The organism is Arthrobacter sp. Leaf337 (genome assembly GCF_001423745.1).
In the GTDB taxonomy this organism is placed as follows: domain Bacteria; phylum Actinomycetota; class Actinomycetes; order Actinomycetales; family Micrococcaceae; genus Arthrobacter.
In genome coordinates this window covers 61,071-80,458 of record NZ_LMPC01000026.1, presented here as the reverse complement: position 1 = coordinate 80,458, position 19,388 = coordinate 61,071, and the positions used below count along the sequence as shown (strand labels likewise).

Below are 19,388 nucleotides of genomic sequence, written 5' to 3'. Positions count from 1 at the left end.
AAATAGCGCCCGCCAACGGTAGTCAAACCTCCGGCTACCCGCTGGATAATTGCCTGCGCCCCGAAACCGGAGCCGCCGCTGCGTTCGCACGGCACTCAAACGAGTATCCATGCGAGTGGTGGGGGCGGACCGCGCGGGTACCACCCCGTTCCCCTCAGTGATGCACCCGCAAAGACGGGTAGAGCCCACTCGCGCCCCGGCAGGTGGTTGGTTAATACGCTGTAGGTTGTTGGGCCGCAGGCATTTATTGGGGAAAGAAGTGAATTTCTAAGTGTATCAATCAGCTGACAACCGGCTTTCGGAATTTCAGGTGGCAATCGCCCTCGAACGCTCCTCCAGGGCGACCAGCATACCGCCGATTGCGGGCACCCCATTCGAGCCGGCGACGAAGCAGGCAGCGTCTTCTGAGACCGGGACCTGCCACCCGTCGTCGCCGGCCTTCACACAAACGGGACAAATCGAATACCGGGAGGTCGGTTTAGCATGACACCGAACACCAAACTAAAGGCTCACAAGGCCCCGCTGACCCGGGCCGAACTTCCACCGCTGCTTGACGATTCCCGGGAATGGCCGGAGAACGGGGCAGGGGCGCCCGAACTGGCGCCCGAGGCCATGGAACCAGAGGCTGTGGCGGACGACGCCGCCCAGGATCTCACGTTCACGTTCGATGTCGCGATAGTCGGACTCGGGTACGTTGGCCTGCCGACCGCGCTGGCCATCAACGCCTCAGGACGGCGCGTCCTGGGACTTGACGTGTCCGAGAACAGGCTGGCTGTCATCCGGTCCCGCCAGGCGGACCTGCTGGACTCCGACAAGGCCCGGCTGGGCAACGCGCTGGAGGATCCGACGTTCATGATCAGCACGGATCTGTCCCTGCTGGCACGGGCGGCGGCAGTGGTGGTCTGTGTCCCCACGCCGGTGGATCCGTACCTGGTGCCGGACCTCGGCATTCTGCGGGCGGCGTGCGCCTCCGTGGTGGAATTCGCGGTACCGGGCCAGCTCCTGATGTTGACGTCCACCACCTACGTGGGCTCCACCCGGGATCTCCTGGCAGTGCCGCTGGCCGCCAAGGGCCTGATCCCCGGCACGGACGTCTTCGTGGCCTTCTCGCCGGAGCGGATCAACCCGGGAGTGGACGCCTTCTCGCATGAGGACGTCCCCCGGGTGGTAGGCGGAGTGACTCCCGCTTGCGGTGAGGTCGCGTCGGCACTGCTCCAGGCCAGCACCAAGCTGGTGCACGTCGTGCCGTCCGCTGATGTGGCCGAGATGACCAAACTTGTCGAAAACACCTTCCGTGCGGTGAATATCGCGCTGGCCAATGAGTTCGCGGATATTTGCCACGAGCTGGGCATGGAGGTCATGGACGTGATTGACGCGGCCTCGACGAAGCCTTATGGCTTTATGCCGTTCACCCCCGGCCCGGGTGTCGGCGGCCACTGCATTCCGTGCGATCCGCACTACTTGTTGTGGCAGCTCAGGAAGGCACGGGTCACGGCGCCGGTCATCGAGCACGCCATGGCGGGCATCGCCGGCAGGCCCCACCAGGTAGTTGAAAAGGCCCGCCGCATCCTGTCGGACCGGAACCACGGAATCAGCGGAGCCCGTGTGCTGGTTCTTGGCGTGGCCTACAAGCCGGACGTCGAGGACCTCCGCGAATCGCCGGCCTTGGAAATCATCGCCGCAATGGTCGCCCACGGCGCTGTCGTTGCCTACCACGATCCGTGGTGCCCCACGGCTCCCGACGGCCAGGGAAGTGCCTTGGAATCGCTGGACGATCCCTCGGGCTGGGACGCAGACCTGGTCATCCTTCACACGAGGCACTCGGCAATGGACATCGAGTGGCTGCGCGACGCGCCGGCCGTCCTCGACACCACCTACCGGCTTCCGGCCGGGACCAACGTCACGAGATTGTGAATTCAGGTTGTGATTCCAGCGGCCCCGCTGGGCTTCAAAAGAAAGTAGGAGAAGTGAAAACAGCAATCACCGGCGGAGCCGGCTTCATCGGGAGCCATCTCGTGGAGCACCTCCTCGCGGCCGGAGACACAGTCACCGTTCTGGATGACCTCTCGACCGGGCGCCTGGAGAACCTCCGGACAGTGATTGGCCACCGGAACTTCCACTTCGTGGAGGGCACCATCCTGGACCGCGCGGCGGTGGACAAAGTGGTGGCAGGTGCTGACCGGGTGTTCCACTTGGCGGCAGCAGTCGGCGTCAACCTCATCGTCGAGCACCCGCTGGAGAGCCTGCGCACTAACATCCACGGCACGGAAGTGGTCCTGGATGCTGTCCTGGAGTCCGGTGCCACGCTGCTCCTGGCGTCCACCAGTGAGATCTACGGAAAGAACACCTCAGACAGCCTGTCAGAGGAGTCGGACCGGATCCTCGGCTCCGCGCTCAAGTCCCGGTGGACCTACGCAGCGGCAAAGGGGATCGACGAGGCATTCGCGCACGCTTACTGGCGGCAGTTCGGCCTTCCGGTTGCCATCGTCCGGCTGTTCAACACCGTTGGTCCGAGGCAGACCGGCCGGTACGGAATGGTGGTGCCGCGCCTCGTCAAACAGGCGTTGGCCGGCGAGCCGTTGACGGTCTATGGCGACGGACACCAGACGCGGTGCTTCTCCTACGTCGGCGACATCGTCCCGGCTATCACCAAAATCTCGGAGGAAGAGTCCGCCCACGGCAATGCGTACAACCTCGGCGGCAGCTATGAGATCTCGATTTTGACCCTCGCACAGCGAATCGTCGAGCTGCTGGGCAGTGAAAGCCCCATCACCCTGGTGCCCTACGAACAGGCCTACGCGGAGGGTTATGAGGACATGCGCCGCCGAGTACCAAACAACAGCAAAGCGAAAGATCTGGTGGGCTTCGACCCCAAGACCACACTGGACCAGATCATCCAGAACGTGGCGGCCGATCACCGCCCGGTGAAAGCACCCGATCCGCTCGGGTGGAAAGTCACGATGGCGGCCAACTAGCCGTCCGTGAGGTGCCGCGCCGGACGGGGGGCGGCAACCGTCAAAAGTTATGTGCACCTTCGACGAGAGAGTTGAGTTCCATGACGCTTCTGCATCGCTCTACTGCGGTCTCAGAGCCCCGGCACAGGGCTGAAAGGCCCCCCGGCCGGCGAAAGGCCCGCTGGCTGGCCGCTTCCACAACGGTGGCGCTCGCCGCCTCCCTGCTGGGGCTGACTGCCCCCGCTGCCAATGCTGTTGGTGAAACTGTCGTCACGCTGACGTTCGACGACGCGGACGTTGACCAGATGGTCGCCGCCGACAAGCTGGTCTCGGCCGGCATGCGCGGAACGTTCTTCCTTCCCTCCGGCTACATGAACCAAACGAACTATATGACCACTGCCCAGGCCCTGGCCCTGCAGGCCGCCGGGCACGAGATCGGCGGCCACAGTGTGACCCACGCCGATTTGGCGGCTGTTGGACCTGAGGAGCTGTCGCGTCAGGTCTGCAATGACCGGGCCACGTTGATGGGCTACGGCCTGAACATCCAAAGCTTCGCTTATCCGTTTGCCTCGACAAGTCCGGCCGCAGAAGCAGCCGTTGCAGCGTGCGGCTACAACAGCGCCCGGGGCTTGGGCGACATCCGGAGCAAGGTTGCGGGTTCGGAGACCTTCCCGTTCGCTGAATCCCTGACACCTGCGAACCTCTTCTTCACCGGCGCCCCGGACCAGCTGGACAATACCTGGACCTTGGCGGATATCCAGAGTCTGGTCACCCAGGCGCAGGCCAACGGTGGAGGCTGGGTCCAGCTGACCTTCCACCACGTGGGCGACGGCGTCCTGATCGGCTCACCGGTGGTGGATCCGCTGACCGTCAGCACGGACACGTTCAACCAGTTCATCGACTGGCTGGCAACCCAGAGGGATACCAACACCACAAACCCGGTGCAGGTCAAAACTGTCCGGGAAGTCATCGGCGGTACCCTCAAGGCCGCGCCCGCCGTGGTTCCGCCCCCAACGCCGCGGACTGCCGGCAACCTGGTCAAGAACCCCAGCCTCGAGACGCCGGGCCTTGCCGGTTCCCTGGTTCCGCGGTGCTGGCAGGCCGGCGGTTACGGCAACAACACCAGGGTCTTCAGCAACGTGACCCCAGGGCACGCCGGAACAGCCACAGCCGCCCAGCAGATGGTGATATCGGCCTACACCGACGGCGACGGCAAGCTGTTGCCCACCTTGGACACGGGAGAGTGTGCGCCGAGTGCCATCCCGGGGCACACCTACGTTGCGAAAGCCTGGTACAAGTCCACCGGCGGGAATACCCAGTTCAATCTGCACTACCGCACGGCGTCCGGCACGTGGACGTACTGGACGGACAGCTCTCTTTACCTCCCTACGAATAATGTTTGGGCCCAGCTGACCTTTACGACACCGGCCGTTCCTGCCGGTGCAACGGCCATAAGCTTCGGCTTGAACATGATCGGCATTGGGACCCTGGTCACGGACGACTATGAGCTGTACGACACGGTAGGCATCAAGACGTTCAGCGATGTTGCCGCCACCAACCAGTTCTACAACGAGATCAGCTGGCTCTCCAACAACCTGATCACCCAGGGTTACGCGGATGGCACCTTCAGGCCGGGAGCATCGATCAACCGGGACGCGATGGCAGCGTTCCTGTACCGGTTGGCGGGCAGCCCCGCAGTACCGGCCAACGCTCCGACGTTCACTGACGTGGCCCCCAGCAACCAGTTCTACAACGAAATCCGTTGGCTGGCGGCCCAGGGCATCACCACGGGGTACACGGACGGAACCTACCGGCCACTGGACCCCGTAAACCGTGACGCAATGGCGGCGTTCCTCTACCGCTACAACGGGAAGCCCGCCGTACCAACTACCGCCCCGACGTTCCCTGACGTCACCACCGGCAACCAGTTCTACAACGAGATCCGTTGGCTGGCAGCGACGGCGATCACCACGGGTTACCCGGATGGTACATTCCGGCCGGTCCAGCCGATCGCCAGGGACGCCATGGCAGCGTTTGTCTACCGCTACAACCTGAACTTCCCGAAGGGAATGTAGCCAGGTCCCTAACCGGTTAGATACTACGGGCGGCCGCGCGGCCGGGGATTCCCCCGGCAGTGCGACCGCCCTCGCCGCTGTACTTGTACCGCAGGACTCTATTACCGCAGGTTGACGTTCATTGATTCGGGGGACCAGGTGAAGGATCCAGGCTCCAAGCGCCGCCGCTTCCGCGGTTTTGCTGCGGCCGTGCTGCTGCTGGCAATGGTGGCCACAGCCTGCACTCCTCCGGAGTCGGAGCAACGGTCGCAGGGGAAGTACCCCTGGCACACGAACATTGTTGCCACCACCTTCTGGGTGGGCGAAGTCTTTGACCCCGACGCCGCGGACGGCAGCCAGGTCTTCTCCACCTATGACTCGAAGTGGATGGACAGTTATGGCGGTTGTGACGGCCGGCTCACATCTGACGGTTGTGAGACCGAACCACGGTCAGGTTCCAACGGTTATGCGCCCGCCAACATGAAGCCAAAGGAGAACCCCTTCTACCTCGACCTGCCGTATGACGATATCAACAATGCCGCCGCCTTCCGGGAACGGGCAACAGTCATCCCCTGGGCAAACGACGAAGGATACAAAGGCCAGGCCACCAACCGCTCCTTCAGTTACATGAAAAACCGCTGGGTCAAGATCCGCAAGGACGGCAGGGAGTGCTACGGCCAAATACAGGATGCAGGCCCGGGGGAATACCAGGACAAGGAGTACGTCTTTGGTGCAAACGATGCGCGGCCGGCCAACAAGAAGTTCAATGGCGCCGGAATGGACGTTTCGCCGGCCCTCAACGGCTGCCTCGGCTTCAGCACCCTCAACGGGGAAGCGGACAAGGTGGATTGGCAATTCGTGGATCAGAAGGAAGTTCCGCCGGGCCCCTGGCTGGACGTAGTCACCACCAGCCAGGTGAAGTAGGGCCCGCGCTCAATCCATCCGGCCTCAATCCATCCGGCCGGGGAGTCCTGATCCCAGGAGATCGGAGAATCTGCTGCCTCCCTGGTCCACGCCGCTGCAGGTAAAGCTGGCGTCTTCCCTTTGCTCACTGGAGGGGCAGGTCGCGTCGCGGTTCAGCGACCACATCGACAGGCGCTGGATCTCCAACTCCACGGCGTAGTCTTTCAGGTCACGGGCAGCGTCCAGCCCGAAGATCTCGCCCGGCAGGTCGTTGCGTCCGATCATGGGGGTCAGCCCGATCTTCTTCCAAAGCTGTTCGCGGCTGAGGTTGATCCCGGCTCGCTGGTACACGATGCTCAGCTGGTCATGCGTGGCATCCGCAGCAGCCTTGGCGGCTTCGAGCATGCCTTGGGAGATGCTCCGGCTGGCGCCGTAGTTCATGGTCATGATGTTGACGCCGGCCAGTTGCACGCCAGCCTGGAGCATCTGTTCGACGGCGGCTATGCCGGCGTCGGTGAGTCCTCGCGGAGAAGCAGGAAGAGTCAGCCAGACCGGGAGCTCTTTCCCTGACGAATTGCGGTCTCCCTGCAATGCCGCCACTGCCCTGGCCCTGCGTTCGCCGCCGGCCTGGTCCAGCAGGTCGGCGCCTTCCAGGTCGAAGTCGATGAAGGCAGGTTCGTAGCGCTCAACGACGTCTTGGTAGGCGGTGCGGAGCTTCCCTTCGTCCCGGCATGTTGTGGCCAGTTCACTGTTCCGCGCCCCGCCAAAGGACACGGCCGCCGATCCGCCGCGGGAGCGAAGATCGGAGATCCGCTTCTCCAGGCCCAGGGCGGTGTTTGCCTCCTCGAGGCCGTAGGTGGGGCCCCAGCTGGCCACACAGAAGTCCTGCGGGGAAGCGACAAGAAACGCCAGCACAACGTCCCTGGTGCCCGGCGTAGCACCCGCCTCGAAGGCGTAGGGCGGGGAGACAGTGACATCGACGTACCCGGCGAACCAGGTGGGTTGCGCGGCTCCCGTGGGCAGGCCGGAACGCCAGGCCCAAAAAAAGATCACGCTGGCGAGGATGGTGGCCACGGCAAGACCGGTTATGAGGGGCGACGAGGGCTGACGCAGCTGAAACGGGCGGCGGGCACGGGATCCACCGGCCACCGGCTGCGCAACCGGCCGCGGCGACGGCTCCTTTTCGGCCCTGGCGGCTGGACCCGAGCCTCGGCTGATGGCTGACATCCGGTTCCCACGCCCCCCTCTGGTTTACTTAGACACCATTTCACCACGGCACCCCTCTCGGTGGCTCCTATGCGCCTGCCACTTCGGGTGTCTTCAGGTACGCAACGAGTACCGCACCGGGTAGCGGGCGAGTGGCGCCGGGCCCACCCGGCACGCGATAAAGGCAAAGACGGGTAGGCACCACTCGTGCCGCAGGCCACCCGGCTTAATAGGCTTTGGATGTCGGATAGATACAGAGTTCCGGGGGAGAATCGGGTCTCAAAATGGGAATGGACGCACCTTTGCGGGCGAATGCACGCAACCATACCCCTGAACGGCAGTCCGTGACGGCCATGGCGGCAGGAATGCCCGGGCCAGCGGAACCCGCCGGTGAAACCTCTCCCAATTCTGCCGACGCAGCTGCCGCGAGGCAGCCAGCCCTGGCGCGCAGGCCCGGGGCCCATGAACGGGGGTCGGTGGCGAACAAGCCTTTGAGACCAAGGCTTCCCCCCAGTCGTCACCGACCCCTTCAAGGTGTCACTTCATGAAACACTGCGGCCTGGGGGATCCTCTTGCGGCCGGGCGATACGGATGTAAAAGGGGATATCTGTCATGAGCGAAAGGTATGAACTGCCGGGGGAGCAGGGCGGTCCGCCCGGTTCCGGATTGGCCAGGCAACGGAAACGGACAACGCTCTGGGCAGTTTCGTGGCTTGCCGGGCTGGCACTCCTGACAGGGTCCGCCGCCCTGGCGCCAAAGGACAGTATGGTACCGGCCAAGGACGCACAGGGGCCCCTGAAGAATTTTGCGGCACCAGTGGACACCAGCCTGGCGCTGACCACGGTCACGCTGACGTTCGACGGCGGCAGGGCCAGCCAGTTGGCTGCCGCCCGGACCCTTCGAAGCCAGGGACTGCGGGGGACGTTCTTCGTTAACTCCGGGTTCATGGGGGCAAAGGACTACATGACAGTGGAGGACCTGCACACGCTGGCCGCCGATGGCAACGAGATTGGCGGCCACACGGCAACCCTCGCCGACTTGACGGCACTTGAACCTGATGAAGCCACCCGACAGGTCTGCAACGACAGGTCCAACCTGACTGACTGGGGTTTCAAGGTCACCTCCTTTTCCTACCCGTTCGCCGCGAAGTCGCCGGAGGCGAAGGCGATGGTGGCCGGCTGCGGGTATAACAGTGCACGCAGCCAGGGCGATCTCCGCAGCCGGCTGGGTTGCGGCGACTGCGCCGTGTCTGAAACGGTGCGGCCCGCCGACCCGTTCAGCACGAGGTCGACGCCGGAGGTCGGTTCCGCGTGGACCATTGCGGATCTGCAGCAGTCAGTGATGGAAGCTGAGACCACGGGCGGGTGGCTGCAGCTGGCCTTCTATGACATCGACGACAGCGGCAGCCCGCGGTCCATCAGCCCGGCACTCTTCAATGACTTCGTCTCATGGCTGGTAACCCGGACTGACGAGGGCACCACTGCCATCCGCACCGTGCACGACGTCATTGGGGGAGGGGCCAAACCCGCAGTTCCGGGACCTTCTGCTCCGCCCGCGCCGCCAGGCACCAACGCGCTGCGCAACCCGGGGCTGGAAACAGCCGGAAAATACGGACTTCCGGAGTGCTGGCAGGTTTCCTCCTACGGCGAGAATTCACACGCGCTAAGCGTGTTGGCTCCCGGCCGTACCGGCAGTATCGCGCGGCGGCTGGACGTTACCGGATACACATCCGGGGACGCGAAGCTGCTTCCTGTCATGGACCTGGGGGCGTGCGCGCCAAGCGTCGTCCCCGGCCACAGCTACACGCTGCGGGCCTGGTACAGCTCCACGGCATCCACGCAGTTCGAGTTGTACTACCGCAACAAGGTTGGCACCTGGACCTATTGGACAGCCAGCCCATGGTTTCCCGCCAGCGCTGCCTACCGGCAGGCTGAGTGGACTGCACCGCCGGTGCCGGCAGACGCCGTCGGGATCAGTTTTGGCTTGAATCTGTTCAGCGACGGGGAGCTGGCTACAGATGACTACGAGATGTACGACACGGGGGCGCCGGCCGCCCCCTAGGCCCCGCCCGTTGCCAGTGCTGAGGCTCCACGGGCTCGAAAACAAGAATCGAGTCGATTCCCATGAGGTTCAATACTCCGGGGCGATTGCCAAGGAAGGTTGACGTGGGCCCTGCACGCCGCATGATTGGAAAACTGGCACAGACCGTGGTGACGGTCCTGGGCATCGTGGCCCTTGCAGTGTCCGGTGTGGCTGCGCTGGCCTTTCCCGCCCAGGCCGCCGGCCCCACCGTGGTGTCGTTGACGTTCGACGACGGCAATGCCGACCAGATGACCGCCGCCCAGATCATGAACAATTATGGGCTGGACGGGACGTTCTACATCACCTCGGGAGTCATCAGCACCCCCAACTACCTGACCGTCGCCAACCTCCAGAGCCTGGCTGCCAACGGCCACGAGATCGCCGGGCACACAGTAACCCACCCGGACCTCGTCACACTCCCCGCGGACGAGGCGACCCGGCAGGTCTGCAACGACAGGGTGAACCTGACCAACTGGGGTTTCGCCGTCACAAGTTTTGCCTATCCGTTCGCATCCTCCAACGCAACGACGGAAGGCACCGTAAAGAATTGCGGATACAACAGCGCGCGCGGCCTGGGTGATATCCAGACCAGGTTCAGCTGTGCCGGATGTGCCCTGGCCGAGACCATCCCGCCAGCCAATGCCTACAACACCGCCGCGCCGGACCAGGTAGACAACAATTGGTCACTTGCCGATCTCCAGCGGTCCGTCACACAGGCAGAATCGGTGGGCGGCTGGATCCAGCTGACGTTCCATCACATCGCCGCCTCCAGCGCGGATCCCCTGAACGTCACCCCGACCGTCTTTCAACAGTTTGCGGCCTGGCTGAAAGCCCGGCCGGCCACCACTACGGTGAAAACGGTGGATCAGGTCATCGGCGGAACGGTCAAGCCAGCCGTGTCCGGCCCCGCCGTTCCGCCGCAGCCCACGAGCGGCAACCTGGTCAAGAACCCAAGCCTCGAAACCCTGGTCGGCGGTGTGCCCCAATGCTGGCAGGAGGGCGGCTACGGCACGAATTCGAGAACGTTCACCACGGTGAGCCCCGGACGGACCGGATCCGTGGCCGAGCGGCTGGTAGTGACCGGCTACGTCAACGGCGATGCAAAGTTCCTGCCGTCCCTGGACCTCGGCGGATGCTCTCCGACGGCTACGCCCGGGCACACTTACCAGCTGGGCGCGTGGTATAAGTCCACGGCCAACACTCAGTTTGCGCTCTATTACCGGACAGGCGTCGGCTCCTGGGTGTACTGGACCTCGAGCCCGTGGTTCGGGCCCGCCACTACGTTCCAAAAGGCCAGCTGGACAACGCCCGCCCTGCCCTCGGGAGCCAGTGGCATTAGTTTCGGGCTCAACCTGTTCAGCAATGGCACGTTGACCACCGACGACTACGAAATGACCGACACTGCGTCCTCGCCGCCACCTCCGCCACCACCGCCAGCCGGTACAAACCTGGTACAGAATGCCAGCCTTGAAACGGCAGGCGCCGGTTCCACGCCGCAGTGCTGGCAAACCGCGGGATTCGGCTCCAACACCGCCTCCTTCAGCACCGTCTCAACCGCCAGGACAGGCACCAAGGCAGAGCGCCTCGTGGTGAGCAACTATTCCAGCGGTGATGCCAAGCTCCTGCCAACGCTCGACGCCGGATCGTGCGCACCGGCGGCCGCCGCCGGCCGGACCTACTCGCTTCGCGCCTGGTACACCTCGACGACGGTGACGCAGTTCGCCGTGTATTACCGGAACTCTGCAGGCACCTGGGTTTACTGGACGTCCAGTCCCTGGTTCGCAGCGGCAGGTTCCTACACGCAGGCCACCTTCACCACTCCCGCGTTGCCCGCCGGCGCAACCGCGATCAGCTTCGGGCTGAACCTCTTCAGGAATGGCACGCTCGTCACGGATGACTATGCCATGTACGACACGATTGGAGCACCGTCGCTGTGATAGCCGTATATATCGTCCTCGTTCTTGGAATCAGCACGATCTTCTGGTCGTTCGTTGGCTTGCTGCGCCTGGCCAATGAGCAGTACATCCGGCGGGTGGCGCTGGGCCCTCCGCTGAGCGGACGCCTGCTCCGGCTCCTGCAGCGCTGGCCGCTGGCCAACCGGCTTGGCTCCCGTGTCCACGGCGTCCACACGTTGCCTGCACCGCGGGCACACCGCGGGCAGATCCAGCGGGAGCATGGCCGGCACCGTGCCAGGGACCCGAGGATCCTGCCGGCAAATGTTGCGGTTCTCATTGCTGCGCATAACGAGGCGCTGGTCATTCGGGAGACCATCCGGGCAGCTGCGGCCCTGGTGCCGCTCCGGAACATCCACGTGATCTCGGACATGTCCACGGACGATACTTCAGCGATTGCCCGCGCCGCCGGGGTCAAGGTGCTGGATCTGGAACCGAACAGGGGGAAGGCCGGGGCGCTTGCCGCCGGAATTGCCTATTTCGAGCTGTGCCGGAACTTCAAAGTGGTGATGATGCTGGACGCGGACACCCGGCCAACCCCCGACTACCTGGACACCGGCCTGCCGCTTTTCGGTGATCCCCTTGTGGTTGCCGTGGCCGGCCGTGCCAAGTCCATCATGACGCCGCCGGCGCCCACGGTGCTTGGCCGCTTCCTGGTTGCCTACCGTGAGCGGCTGTACATTGTGGTGCAGCTCCTGCTGAAATACGGGCAGGCAGCCAGGGGTGCCAACGTCGTCTCGATCGTGCCGGGCTTTGCCAGCATGTACCGGACCAGCGCCCTCGCAAAAATCAAAGTACTGGCACCGGGCCTGGTCATCGAGGACTTCAACATGACCTTTGAGATCCATGCCAAGAAACTGGGACGGATCGCGTTCCACCCTTCGGCCGCCGTCGCCTACACCCAGGATCCGGACAACCTGCAGGACTACACCAGGCAGGTACGGCGCTGGATCCTCGGATTCTGGCAGACTGTCCGGCGGCACCGGCTGCAGGCCGGAAAATTCTGGTTCGTGCTGGTGTTCTACATCATCGAACTGGTCATCAGCTGCATCTTCTTCGTCTTATTGATTCCGGTCTTCCTGCTCTCTCTGGTGGCGTCAATGCAGTTGGAAGCCTTCGGAGACAACGGCGCATCCTTCCTGTACCTGTCCGGTCTCTTGCGTCCGCAGGACGTCCTGCTGGGTGTCCTCATCCCGGACCTCACGCTCACCGTCATCGCGGCCATTGCCCTCCGCCGGCCGGCCATCCTGCTGATGGCGCCGTTCTTCCCGTTCATGCGGATCCTTGACTCGGTGATCTGCCTGATGGTCCTGCCACGGGCCTACTCAGCGGCCTCATCGGGCGTGTGGGTAAGCCCGATGCGTCGTGTCCAGGGTGAAGTGCTCGAGTTGGAAGAAGCCACCGCGGGCGCCGGCGTCACCCGTTAGCGCAGAAAAGCGCCCCTCCCGAGGGACATTATGTCCAGGGGAGGGGCGCCGCTGCTTTCAGCGGGATGCTGCTGTTACCAGCTCACACCCGAGGTAGTTTGGACGTTCAGCCACGGCCCGGCGGGGACGTCGGCGCGGTCAACAAACCTCCACGAGACATGGTCGCCGCTGCCGTCCAGTTCGGCGAAGCCGAGGCAGCCGTTCAGCGCGGGGGAAACATCCATTCCCGCGCCCTGGGTGCCATCGGCGGAGAAATCGGTGTTCGCCGGACGTGCGTCGGCGGCACCGAAAACGTAGTTCGCATCATGGTATTCGGAACCGCTTGAAGGACCGGCGTCCTCAATCTGTCCGTAGCAGACGTTGCCGTTGGGTCCGGTCATCTGCACCCAGCGGTTCTTCATGTAGGAGTAGCTGCCGTCGGCGCAGTGGTCAACACCGGTGGCAGCGTTGTCCGCGGCAGCCCAGGGGATGACCTGGCAGCGCTGCTGGAACGCGACGCTGTCATTAACGTCGTCGTAGGGCAGGTCAAGGTAAAACGGGTTCTCCAGCGGGGCGGGCTGGTTCTTCGGGAAGTATCCGTTGGAGGCGTCGCGTGCTTCGGTAGCGCAGGTGAACGAGGCGCCGGTGCCGGAGCTCACGCCGTCGCAGCCGCCGTAGATGCTGCCGGGGCAACCTGAGGCCGAAGCGGGTGTGGTGCCGGCGTTGATGCCGGTGTGCTGGAACGCCCACTGGCCGTTGTACGTCGAGCACACCTGGGATCCGTCAGCAAGGCTGGCGTTGAAGATTTCGCCGACCCAGAAAGTGGTGCTTACGACGTTGGTGTGCAAGGGGTACTTGCTGGTTGCGGGCGCGGCCGCGGGCACTGTTGCGGCCACTGCTACCGGCGCGGGAGCCGCGGCAGCAGTTTCGGGAGCGGAAACCGCAGCTGGTGCAGGTTCCTCGACGGGGGCCGCCGCCGGCGTCTTACTCGGTGAGGGTGATGCCTTCGGAGTTGCCGGCAACGCTTCTGCGCTGGCTGACGAAGGACTGGTGGAGGCCGACGGGCTGGGCGCCGATTGGGCGGCACAGCCGGCGGTCAATACTCCGATAAGGAGGATCAACACAGCCATGATTGGTGTGGTCATGTGTTTCATTTTTTTTGGGATACATATCTGTTGGGGACATTAACAGGGATGGCAGGTACCCCATGAGGGCACGCCAAGTACGGGTCATGACCGCCAGATTGGCGCAGCGATGGCCGCGCCCAGAATCAATGCTGATAGCGAAACCAGCTAAGCCGCATACTCCCCAGAAGCAGCCAGCGGGACCGTCAAGAGACCCGAAGAGACCGTTAACACCCGCTCCACTTTACACGGATGCCTGTGAGTAGCCTGAACGGGGCTGAGAGCGAGGGGCGGGCATAATTCGAGTAGTCACCACTCACGCCAGCGCAAGCAGTGGCTAGGTAGCGTGGAAGTTGCTAATGCCGGCAGGTGGGTTGGGGGCGGTCCGGATCTTCGCGCTCCACGGCTAAGGAATCGGCGCAACCATGGACGTTAGGGCAGGAAATTCACCTTTCCCCCCGGTCATTCGGGTGGCTGAACTGCGGGCTGCAGTCACTGCCCTCACAGGATCCGAGAGTTCAGGCGTCATTGTTACGGGGGCAGCCGGATCGGGCCGTAGCAGGCTCATCGCAGCGGCGGCCGAGGCACTTTCCGGCCAGCTCACGGTCATTGTGCACAGCATTCCCGCGTCCTGCCGTCGGATGAAGTTCGGCATCGGCAGTGTATTGGCACCTGCGTTGCCTGCAGGTGCCAAGGTGTCGCCGCTGAACATGGTCCGGGCCTGCCGTGATGCCCTGCGGAGCCAGGACCCGGGAGCCAACGGAATCCTGGTGGTCCTGGACAATGTGGACCACCTCGACGGGACATCCCTGTGGGTCATCAACCAGTTGCTCGCAGAACCGGATATCAGGATGCTGGCGAGCCACCGTTCCGACCGGCAACTGCCGATGGAGCTGATGGAATCGGTGGTGGCCCGGCAGCTGTCGATCGTGACACTGGATGACCTCACGCTGGACCAGCTCCGGACGTTCCTCGAGTCCCGGCTCCCGGCCCCGCCCGTGCCCACCCTGGTGCGCGACATCCATGCGGCATCGGGCGCCAATGCGCTAACGGCCAGCTGGCTTGTCGAGGAAGCCCTGGCGGGTGGCCGGATTGTGGAGCGCGGCGGCAGTTGCGCCATCGTCCAGCCGCTGGACCCGTCGGAATCACGCCAAATCGACCTGGCCCGCAGGCGGATAGAAGCGCTTCCGCCGGAGCAGCGCCAGGTGGTCGACTTCCTGGCAGCCGGTGATCCGGCGCCACTGTCCATCCTGGCCAGGGCGGTGCCACCGGACGCCCTGGCCGCCTTGGAACAAGGTCATGTCATCCGGCTCCAGATCAGGAGCGACGGCGGGGCCGACGTCACCCTGAACCACGAAGCCGAGGCCAGTGCAGCCCGGCTCTTTCCGGGTGGGGCCGGCCCCCTGGACCTGCGCAGCGAAGCGGATCTGCACGGCAGGAGGCCCCGCTTCTCCGGCCGGCCGGGGGAGGAACCGTTGTGGGACCTCTTTCGCCGGGTGGAAGCGGCGCTGGAATCCGGGGCAGCTGTTGCAGACCTGGACCTCCTGGCCGTGGCCACCGCTGCGAACAATCTCTACGACAGCGACCGTGCCCTGAAGGCATCCGAATCCGTCAAGGCACCTGAGCTCCGGTTGATGGCACAGACGGAGGCCGCCCGGGCCCTGTTCCATTCCCACAAGTACGGCCAGAGTGCCGACATTCTCCGCGGCCTCGTGGAAACCACCCCCGCAGTGCTGAGCATGGAGTTCGCACGGGCTGTTGCCCTGCTCCTGCAGGCACTCCTGCCGATGAATCCCGGTCGCGACGCCCTCCAGTCCGTGCTGGACGGTGCGAGGCGGCGGCTCACCCTCGCAGCGGCTGCCTCTATTGGAGATACGGCCGCCGACACCTACCAAAACGCAGTCCAGGATGAGCTGGACGTCCTGCAGCTCTACCTGGAGTCGAGGGAAGGAAACTGGCCTAGCACGGGCGGGGAGCTGTTCCACCGGCTTTGCCCGGCCGGATCCTGCGACGGCGGCAGTCCCGGTAGCAACGAGGCGCCGGGCACCCACGCCGGCATCCTGCTTCTGGCACTGGCCTCACAGGGGCTGTCCGCGCGGGGCAAGTCCGCCGACGCCGTCGAGCTTTCCACCCGGGCGCTTAACGCGGTGGAGCGCCTGCCGCGGTGCAGCGTCGACTTCCACTCCATGGTGCTCACCATCCATGCGTCCAACCTGGCCAGGTTCGGGCAGGGTGCCGACGCCGGGAGCGCCGAAAAGCGCGCCGGCCGCAACAGATGGATGAGCTACCCGGGCGGACCCCTGCAACTTTTCCGGGCCATGATGTTTTGCCGGCATGCGGCTGCCGGCCGCACCCCCTTGCGTGTGTCCGGCGCTGACGGCGGAACAGCCGCTGAGCCGGACGATCTGCTGGCCCTTACCCTGGGTGCGCAGGCCACTGCGGAGTGGCTGACGTGGGACCTGGCGCAGCTGCAGGCGGTTGGACCGACTGGTGCACCGGCGCCCGCCGAGTACCGGGCCGGGGACGACCTGGCCGGGGACGACCGCGCGGTTGACGGCGACGTCGCGGCCAGGCTGGCTGAAACGTACGCGGCCGTGGCACGTCCGGCCGTTACCGGAACCGCCGGGCCACCCCAAAGGATGCTTCGGAAGCCGGCCAAGGCGGCTGACGGCGCCAGGGGCCGCCGGGCACGGGAACTGCTGAACCTCGGAGTCGCGGGACGGCCTGAAGGTACGGCGTTTGACCAGGCCGCCGACGGGCTGCCGGATTGGCGGTGGTCGAGTGACGGGAACAGCGGTCCGGTGCCTGGCGAGTCCCTGGACCTGCTGAACGTTGTTCCCGGCCCCGGTGCCCCCGCCGTCGAATCCTTCGGCCGGACCGGCGCCAGCCACCGCGGGCCAGCCGAAATGAAGCGGCAGGCCGCGGATCCCGCCAAGCTCTCGCAACGGGAGCGGGAAGTGGCAGTACTCGTTGTCACCGGGATGGGAAGTGCACGTGTAGCGGAAGAACTCGGGATCGCAGTGAACACAGTGAACGCGCATCTGCAAAGGATCTACGGCAAGCTGGGGGTTTCCCGCCGCCAGGAGCTCGCTGAACTCTGGCACAGCCTGGACAGCACACGGCAGTGACGCTGCGCACATAAACGGTGCCGGGCAATAGTGGGACAATTGAGGAGTAGCACCGCGGACGCAAGCGGTGTGCCTGCCCGTGGCGGCGAGCCGTCGGCAGGTCTTGCCTATCAAGGAGCTCCAGTTTGGTCATGGTATCCACTTCCGCCACCGCAGCCGCCCAGGTCGCGCTAAGTGATGTCGAGGTCCTGCGAATTCGCAACGACTTCCCCGTCCTGGACCAGGAAGTCAATGGCCGACCCCTTGTGTACCTGGATTCCGGCGCCACGTCACAGAACCCCAGAAGCGTTCTCGAGGCCGAGCAGGAGTTCTATGAACTGCGGAACGCCGCCGTGCACCGGGGTGCCCACCACCTTGCTGTCCAGGCCACCGACGCGTTCGAAGACGCGCGGGCCACCGTGGCCGGCTTTGTGGGCGTGGCAGAGGACGAACTGGTCTGGACCGCGAATGCCACCGCGGGGCTGAATCTCCTGGCGTACGCCTTCTCGAATGCCAGCGTCGGAACCGTCCGCGGTGAGGCCGGGCGTTTCGCCCTTGGCCCGGGGGACGAGGTTCTGGTGACGGAGATGGAACACCACGCGAACCTGATTCCGTGGCAGGAACTCTGCCGGCGCACCGGTGCCACGCTGAAGTTCATACCCATCGACGACGACGGCGCGTTGCGGCTTGAGGAGGCGGCGCGGCTTATCACGGGACGAACCAGGATCCTGGCGTTCACCCACGCCTCAAACGTGCTTGGAACCATCAACCCGGTTGCCGAGCTTGTGGCGCTGGCCCGGGCAGCGGGTGCCCTCGTAGTACTGGACGCCTGCCAGTCGGTGCCGCATCTGCCCCTGGACTTCAAAGCCCTGGACGTCGATTTTGCCGTTTTCTCCGGCCACAAAATGCTGGCGCCCACGGGCATCGGCGGAGTGTATGGGCGGCGGGAATTGCTGAACGCCATGCCACCGTTCCTCACCGGGGGCTCCATGATCACCACCGTCACGATGGAGAAGGCCGAATACCTTCCTGCGCCCCAGCGGTTCGAAGCCGGCACCCAGCCCATCTCGCAGGCCGTGGCGCTCGCCGCCGCCGCCAATTACCTCCACGAAACCGGCATGGAACGCATTGCCGGCTGGGAAGCCTCCCTGGGCCAGCGCCTGGTCACAGGGCTGAGCGCCATTGACGGAATCCGTGTCGTGGGCCCGGCGGCAGGCGTGGAACGGCTCGGACTGGCAGCCTTCGATGTCGCCGGAGTGCACGCACACGACGTCGGGCAGTACCTGGACAGCATGGGGATCGCCGTCCGCGTCGGTCACCACTGCGCGCAGCCGCTGCACCGCCGGCTGGGCCTGACGGCCACCACCCGGGCGAGCACCTACCTGTACAACACCACCGAAGAAGTGGACCTCCTCCTCGAGGCTGTGGCCCAGGTCCGGCCCTACTTCGGCGTAGCGGGCACGGGGGCATCCAAATGAGCGCACTTGATGCGATGTACCAGCAGCTGATCCTGGAGCACGCGAAGTCCCGCAGCGGGTCCGACCTGACGGCTGACGAGGCCACGTCAATGCCTCACCAGCCGGGCGTGGGACAGTGCCATCAGCTGAACCCGGTCTGTGGTGACGAAATTACGCTGCGCCTGGAGCTCGAAGCGGCAGGAAGCCAGCCAACGGTGAAAGGCATCCACTGGCATGGCGACGGTTGCGCCATCTCAATGGCCTCTGCCTCAATATTGAGCGAATTGTCCGAAGGTGCATCGCCGGATGAGCTGAAGGAAATGATCGGCCATTTCAGGGAGCTCATGCGCTCACGCGGCCGGCTTGAGCCGGACGACGAGATTCTGGGTGATGCGGCGGCCCTGGCGGGAGTGGCGAAGTATCCGGCCAGGGTCAAATGCGCCATGCTGGCGTGGGTGGCTGCCGAGGACGCACTGCGGCAGGCCGTAGCCTCCGGCCGCTAGGTCTTGCCGGCTTCCGGATGCTCGTCGTCCGCGAGCGTTGAATGGTGCTGCACATAGTCTTCGATCGCGTGCTCCGGGACCCTGTAGGAGCGGCCGAAACGGACGGCCGGGAGGTCGTGCGCTTTGACGAGCCGGTACACGGTCATCCGGGACAGCCGCATGACTTCTGCGACCTCGGAAACTGTGAGGAAACGGGTATTTGAAAATCCTTCAGCGGCCACTGTTCTCAGCTCTCCTGGGACGTAGTTCAATCCTGAGGACGTACTTCAATCCTGAGACAAACGTCGCTGAGCCGATCGCCGATCTTACTGCCACTTTATGGCATGGTGAGCTTGATGTGAAGAGCGCACGGCAATGGGGATAAAGACGAGTAGTGACTACTCTAGTGGCATGCCGGAGGGGCCAGTAGCCTCTAAATATGGTTGATAGCCAGGACGACATTGAAGTGCGGCAAACGCAGCACAGGATTCACAGGGCAGAAATAGTCTGCGTGTTAGCTCTCGTGGTGCTCACGGTGCTGACCATTATGGCCGGCTTCTCCGATTTCGTCCGGTAACACCGCTCCGGTGATCATGCGGTGCGGTGATATCAGCCGGCTTAAAGTAAAGCTCCGGTAGGTGGGGACCCGCCGGAGCTTTTG

Annotated in this window: 13 protein-coding genes; 10 read left to right on the top strand and 3 right to left on the bottom strand. The window is 64.5% G+C overall.

Features of this window, described 5'->3' with window-relative positions:
* The first annotated feature begins 483 nt into the window (after window positions 1-483).
* From ASF98_RS16545 to ASF98_RS16530, 4 genes are all read left to right on the top strand, one after another.
* Entirely contained in the window at window positions 484-1,914 is a 1,431-nt protein-coding gene (locus tag ASF98_RS16545; protein WP_082506899.1) for a nucleotide sugar dehydrogenase, read from the top strand.
* 53 nt (window positions 1,915-1,967) lie between these two features.
* On the top strand, window positions 1,968-2,975 hold the full coding sequence (locus ASF98_RS16540) for a dTDP-glucose 4,6-dehydratase (protein WP_055803938.1): 1,008 nt from the start codon (window positions 1,968-1,970) through the stop codon (window positions 2,973-2,975).
* Between the two features lie 80 nt (window positions 2,976-3,055).
* Window positions 3,056-5,029 carry an S-layer homology domain-containing protein gene (locus ASF98_RS16535; RefSeq protein ID WP_235506053.1) on the top strand — a complete coding sequence of 658 codons (1,974 nt, stop codon included), beginning with the start codon at window positions 3,056-3,058 and terminating at the stop codon, window positions 5,027-5,029.
* A gap of 111 nt (window positions 5,030-5,140) precedes the next feature.
* The gene (locus ASF98_RS16530) at window positions 5,141-5,932 is read left to right on the top strand and encodes a hypothetical protein (RefSeq protein WP_235506052.1); all 792 of its coding nucleotides are present in this window, start codon (window positions 5,141-5,143) and stop codon (window positions 5,930-5,932) included.
* A gap of 24 nt (window positions 5,933-5,956) precedes the next feature.
* Here ASF98_RS16530 and ASF98_RS16525 read toward each other — a convergent pair whose 3' ends face one another.
* Window positions 5,957-6,985 (bottom strand): chitinase, encoded by a 1,029-nt coding sequence (locus ASF98_RS16525; RefSeq protein ID WP_235506051.1) that lies wholly within the window; start codon window positions 6,983-6,985, stop codon window positions 5,957-5,959.
* Between the two features lie 744 nt (window positions 6,986-7,729).
* On the opposite strand from ASF98_RS16525, the gene ASF98_RS16520 reads away from it, so the two are divergent.
* The 3 genes from ASF98_RS16520 (at window position 7,730) to ASF98_RS16510 (ending at window position 12,578) form a co-directional block, all read left to right on the top strand.
* The gene (locus ASF98_RS16520; RefSeq protein WP_055803928.1) at window positions 7,730-9,178 is read left to right on the top strand and encodes a polysaccharide deacetylase family protein; all 1,449 of its coding nucleotides are present in this window, start codon (window positions 7,730-7,732) and stop codon (window positions 9,176-9,178) included.
* A 104-nt stretch (window positions 9,179-9,282) separates the two neighbouring features.
* A complete protein-coding gene (locus tag ASF98_RS16515; RefSeq protein ID WP_235506050.1) occupies window positions 9,283-11,136 on the top strand; it encodes a polysaccharide deacetylase family protein in 1,854 nt (617 codons plus the stop codon).
* Window positions 11,133-12,578, top strand: coding sequence for a glycosyltransferase family 2 protein (locus tag ASF98_RS16510; protein WP_055803920.1), 1,446 nt, complete (start codon window positions 11,133-11,135; stop codon window positions 12,576-12,578). Before ASF98_RS16515 ends, ASF98_RS16510 begins: the two co-directional genes overlap by 4 nt.
* 74 nt (window positions 12,579-12,652) lie before the next feature.
* Here ASF98_RS16510 and ASF98_RS16505 read toward each other — a convergent pair whose 3' ends face one another.
* Entirely contained in the window at window positions 12,653-13,702 is a 1,050-nt protein-coding gene (locus tag ASF98_RS16505) for a hypothetical protein (RefSeq protein WP_235506049.1), read from the bottom strand.
* A gap of 449 nt (window positions 13,703-14,151) precedes the next feature.
* Here ASF98_RS16505 and ASF98_RS16500 point away from each other — a divergent pair, with 449 nt between their 5' ends.
* From ASF98_RS16500 to sufU, 3 genes are all read left to right on the top strand, one after another.
* Window positions 14,152-16,809, top strand: coding sequence for a helix-turn-helix domain-containing protein (locus ASF98_RS16500; protein WP_055803914.1), 2,658 nt, complete (start codon window positions 14,152-14,154; stop codon window positions 16,807-16,809).
* Window positions 16,810-16,934: 125 nt separating this feature from the next.
* Window positions 16,935-18,266 carry an aminotransferase class V-fold PLP-dependent enzyme gene (locus ASF98_RS16495; RefSeq protein ID WP_055803911.1) on the top strand — a complete coding sequence of 444 codons (1,332 nt, stop codon included), beginning with the start codon at window positions 16,935-16,937 and terminating at the stop codon, window positions 18,264-18,266.
* The gene (gene sufU / locus ASF98_RS16490) at window positions 18,263-18,748 is read left to right on the top strand and encodes a Fe-S cluster assembly sulfur transfer protein SufU (protein WP_055803908.1); all 486 of its coding nucleotides are present in this window, start codon (window positions 18,263-18,265) and stop codon (window positions 18,746-18,748) included. Before ASF98_RS16495 ends, sufU begins: the two co-directional genes overlap by 4 nt.
* On the opposite strand, the gene ASF98_RS16485 is transcribed toward sufU, so the two are convergent.
* A complete protein-coding gene (locus tag ASF98_RS16485) occupies window positions 18,745-18,969 on the bottom strand; it encodes a helix-turn-helix domain-containing protein (protein WP_011691098.1) in 225 nt (74 codons plus the stop codon). The genes sufU and ASF98_RS16485 overlap by 4 nt on opposite strands.
* Window positions 18,970-19,388: the final 419 nt, after the last annotated feature.

Excerpts from the sequence above, each read along its gene's own strand:
- ASF98_RS16545 (WP_082506899.1), top strand. The coding sequence starts at position 484 with ATGACACCGAACACCAAACTAAAGGCTCACAAGGCCCCGCTGACCCGG.
- ASF98_RS16535 (WP_235506053.1), top strand. The coding sequence starts at position 3,056 with ATGACGCTTCTGCATCGCTCTACTGCGGTCTCAGAGCCCCGGCACAGG.
- ASF98_RS16520 (WP_055803928.1), top strand. The coding sequence starts at position 7,730 with ATGAGCGAAAGGTATGAACTGCCGGGGGAGCAGGGCGGTCCGCCCGGT.
- ASF98_RS16505 (WP_235506049.1), bottom strand. The coding sequence starts at position 13,702 with ATGACCACACCAATCATGGCTGTGTTGATCCTCCTTATCGGAGTATTG.
- sufU (WP_055803908.1), top strand. The coding sequence starts at position 18,263 with ATGAGCGCACTTGATGCGATGTACCAGCAGCTGATCCTGGAGCACGCG.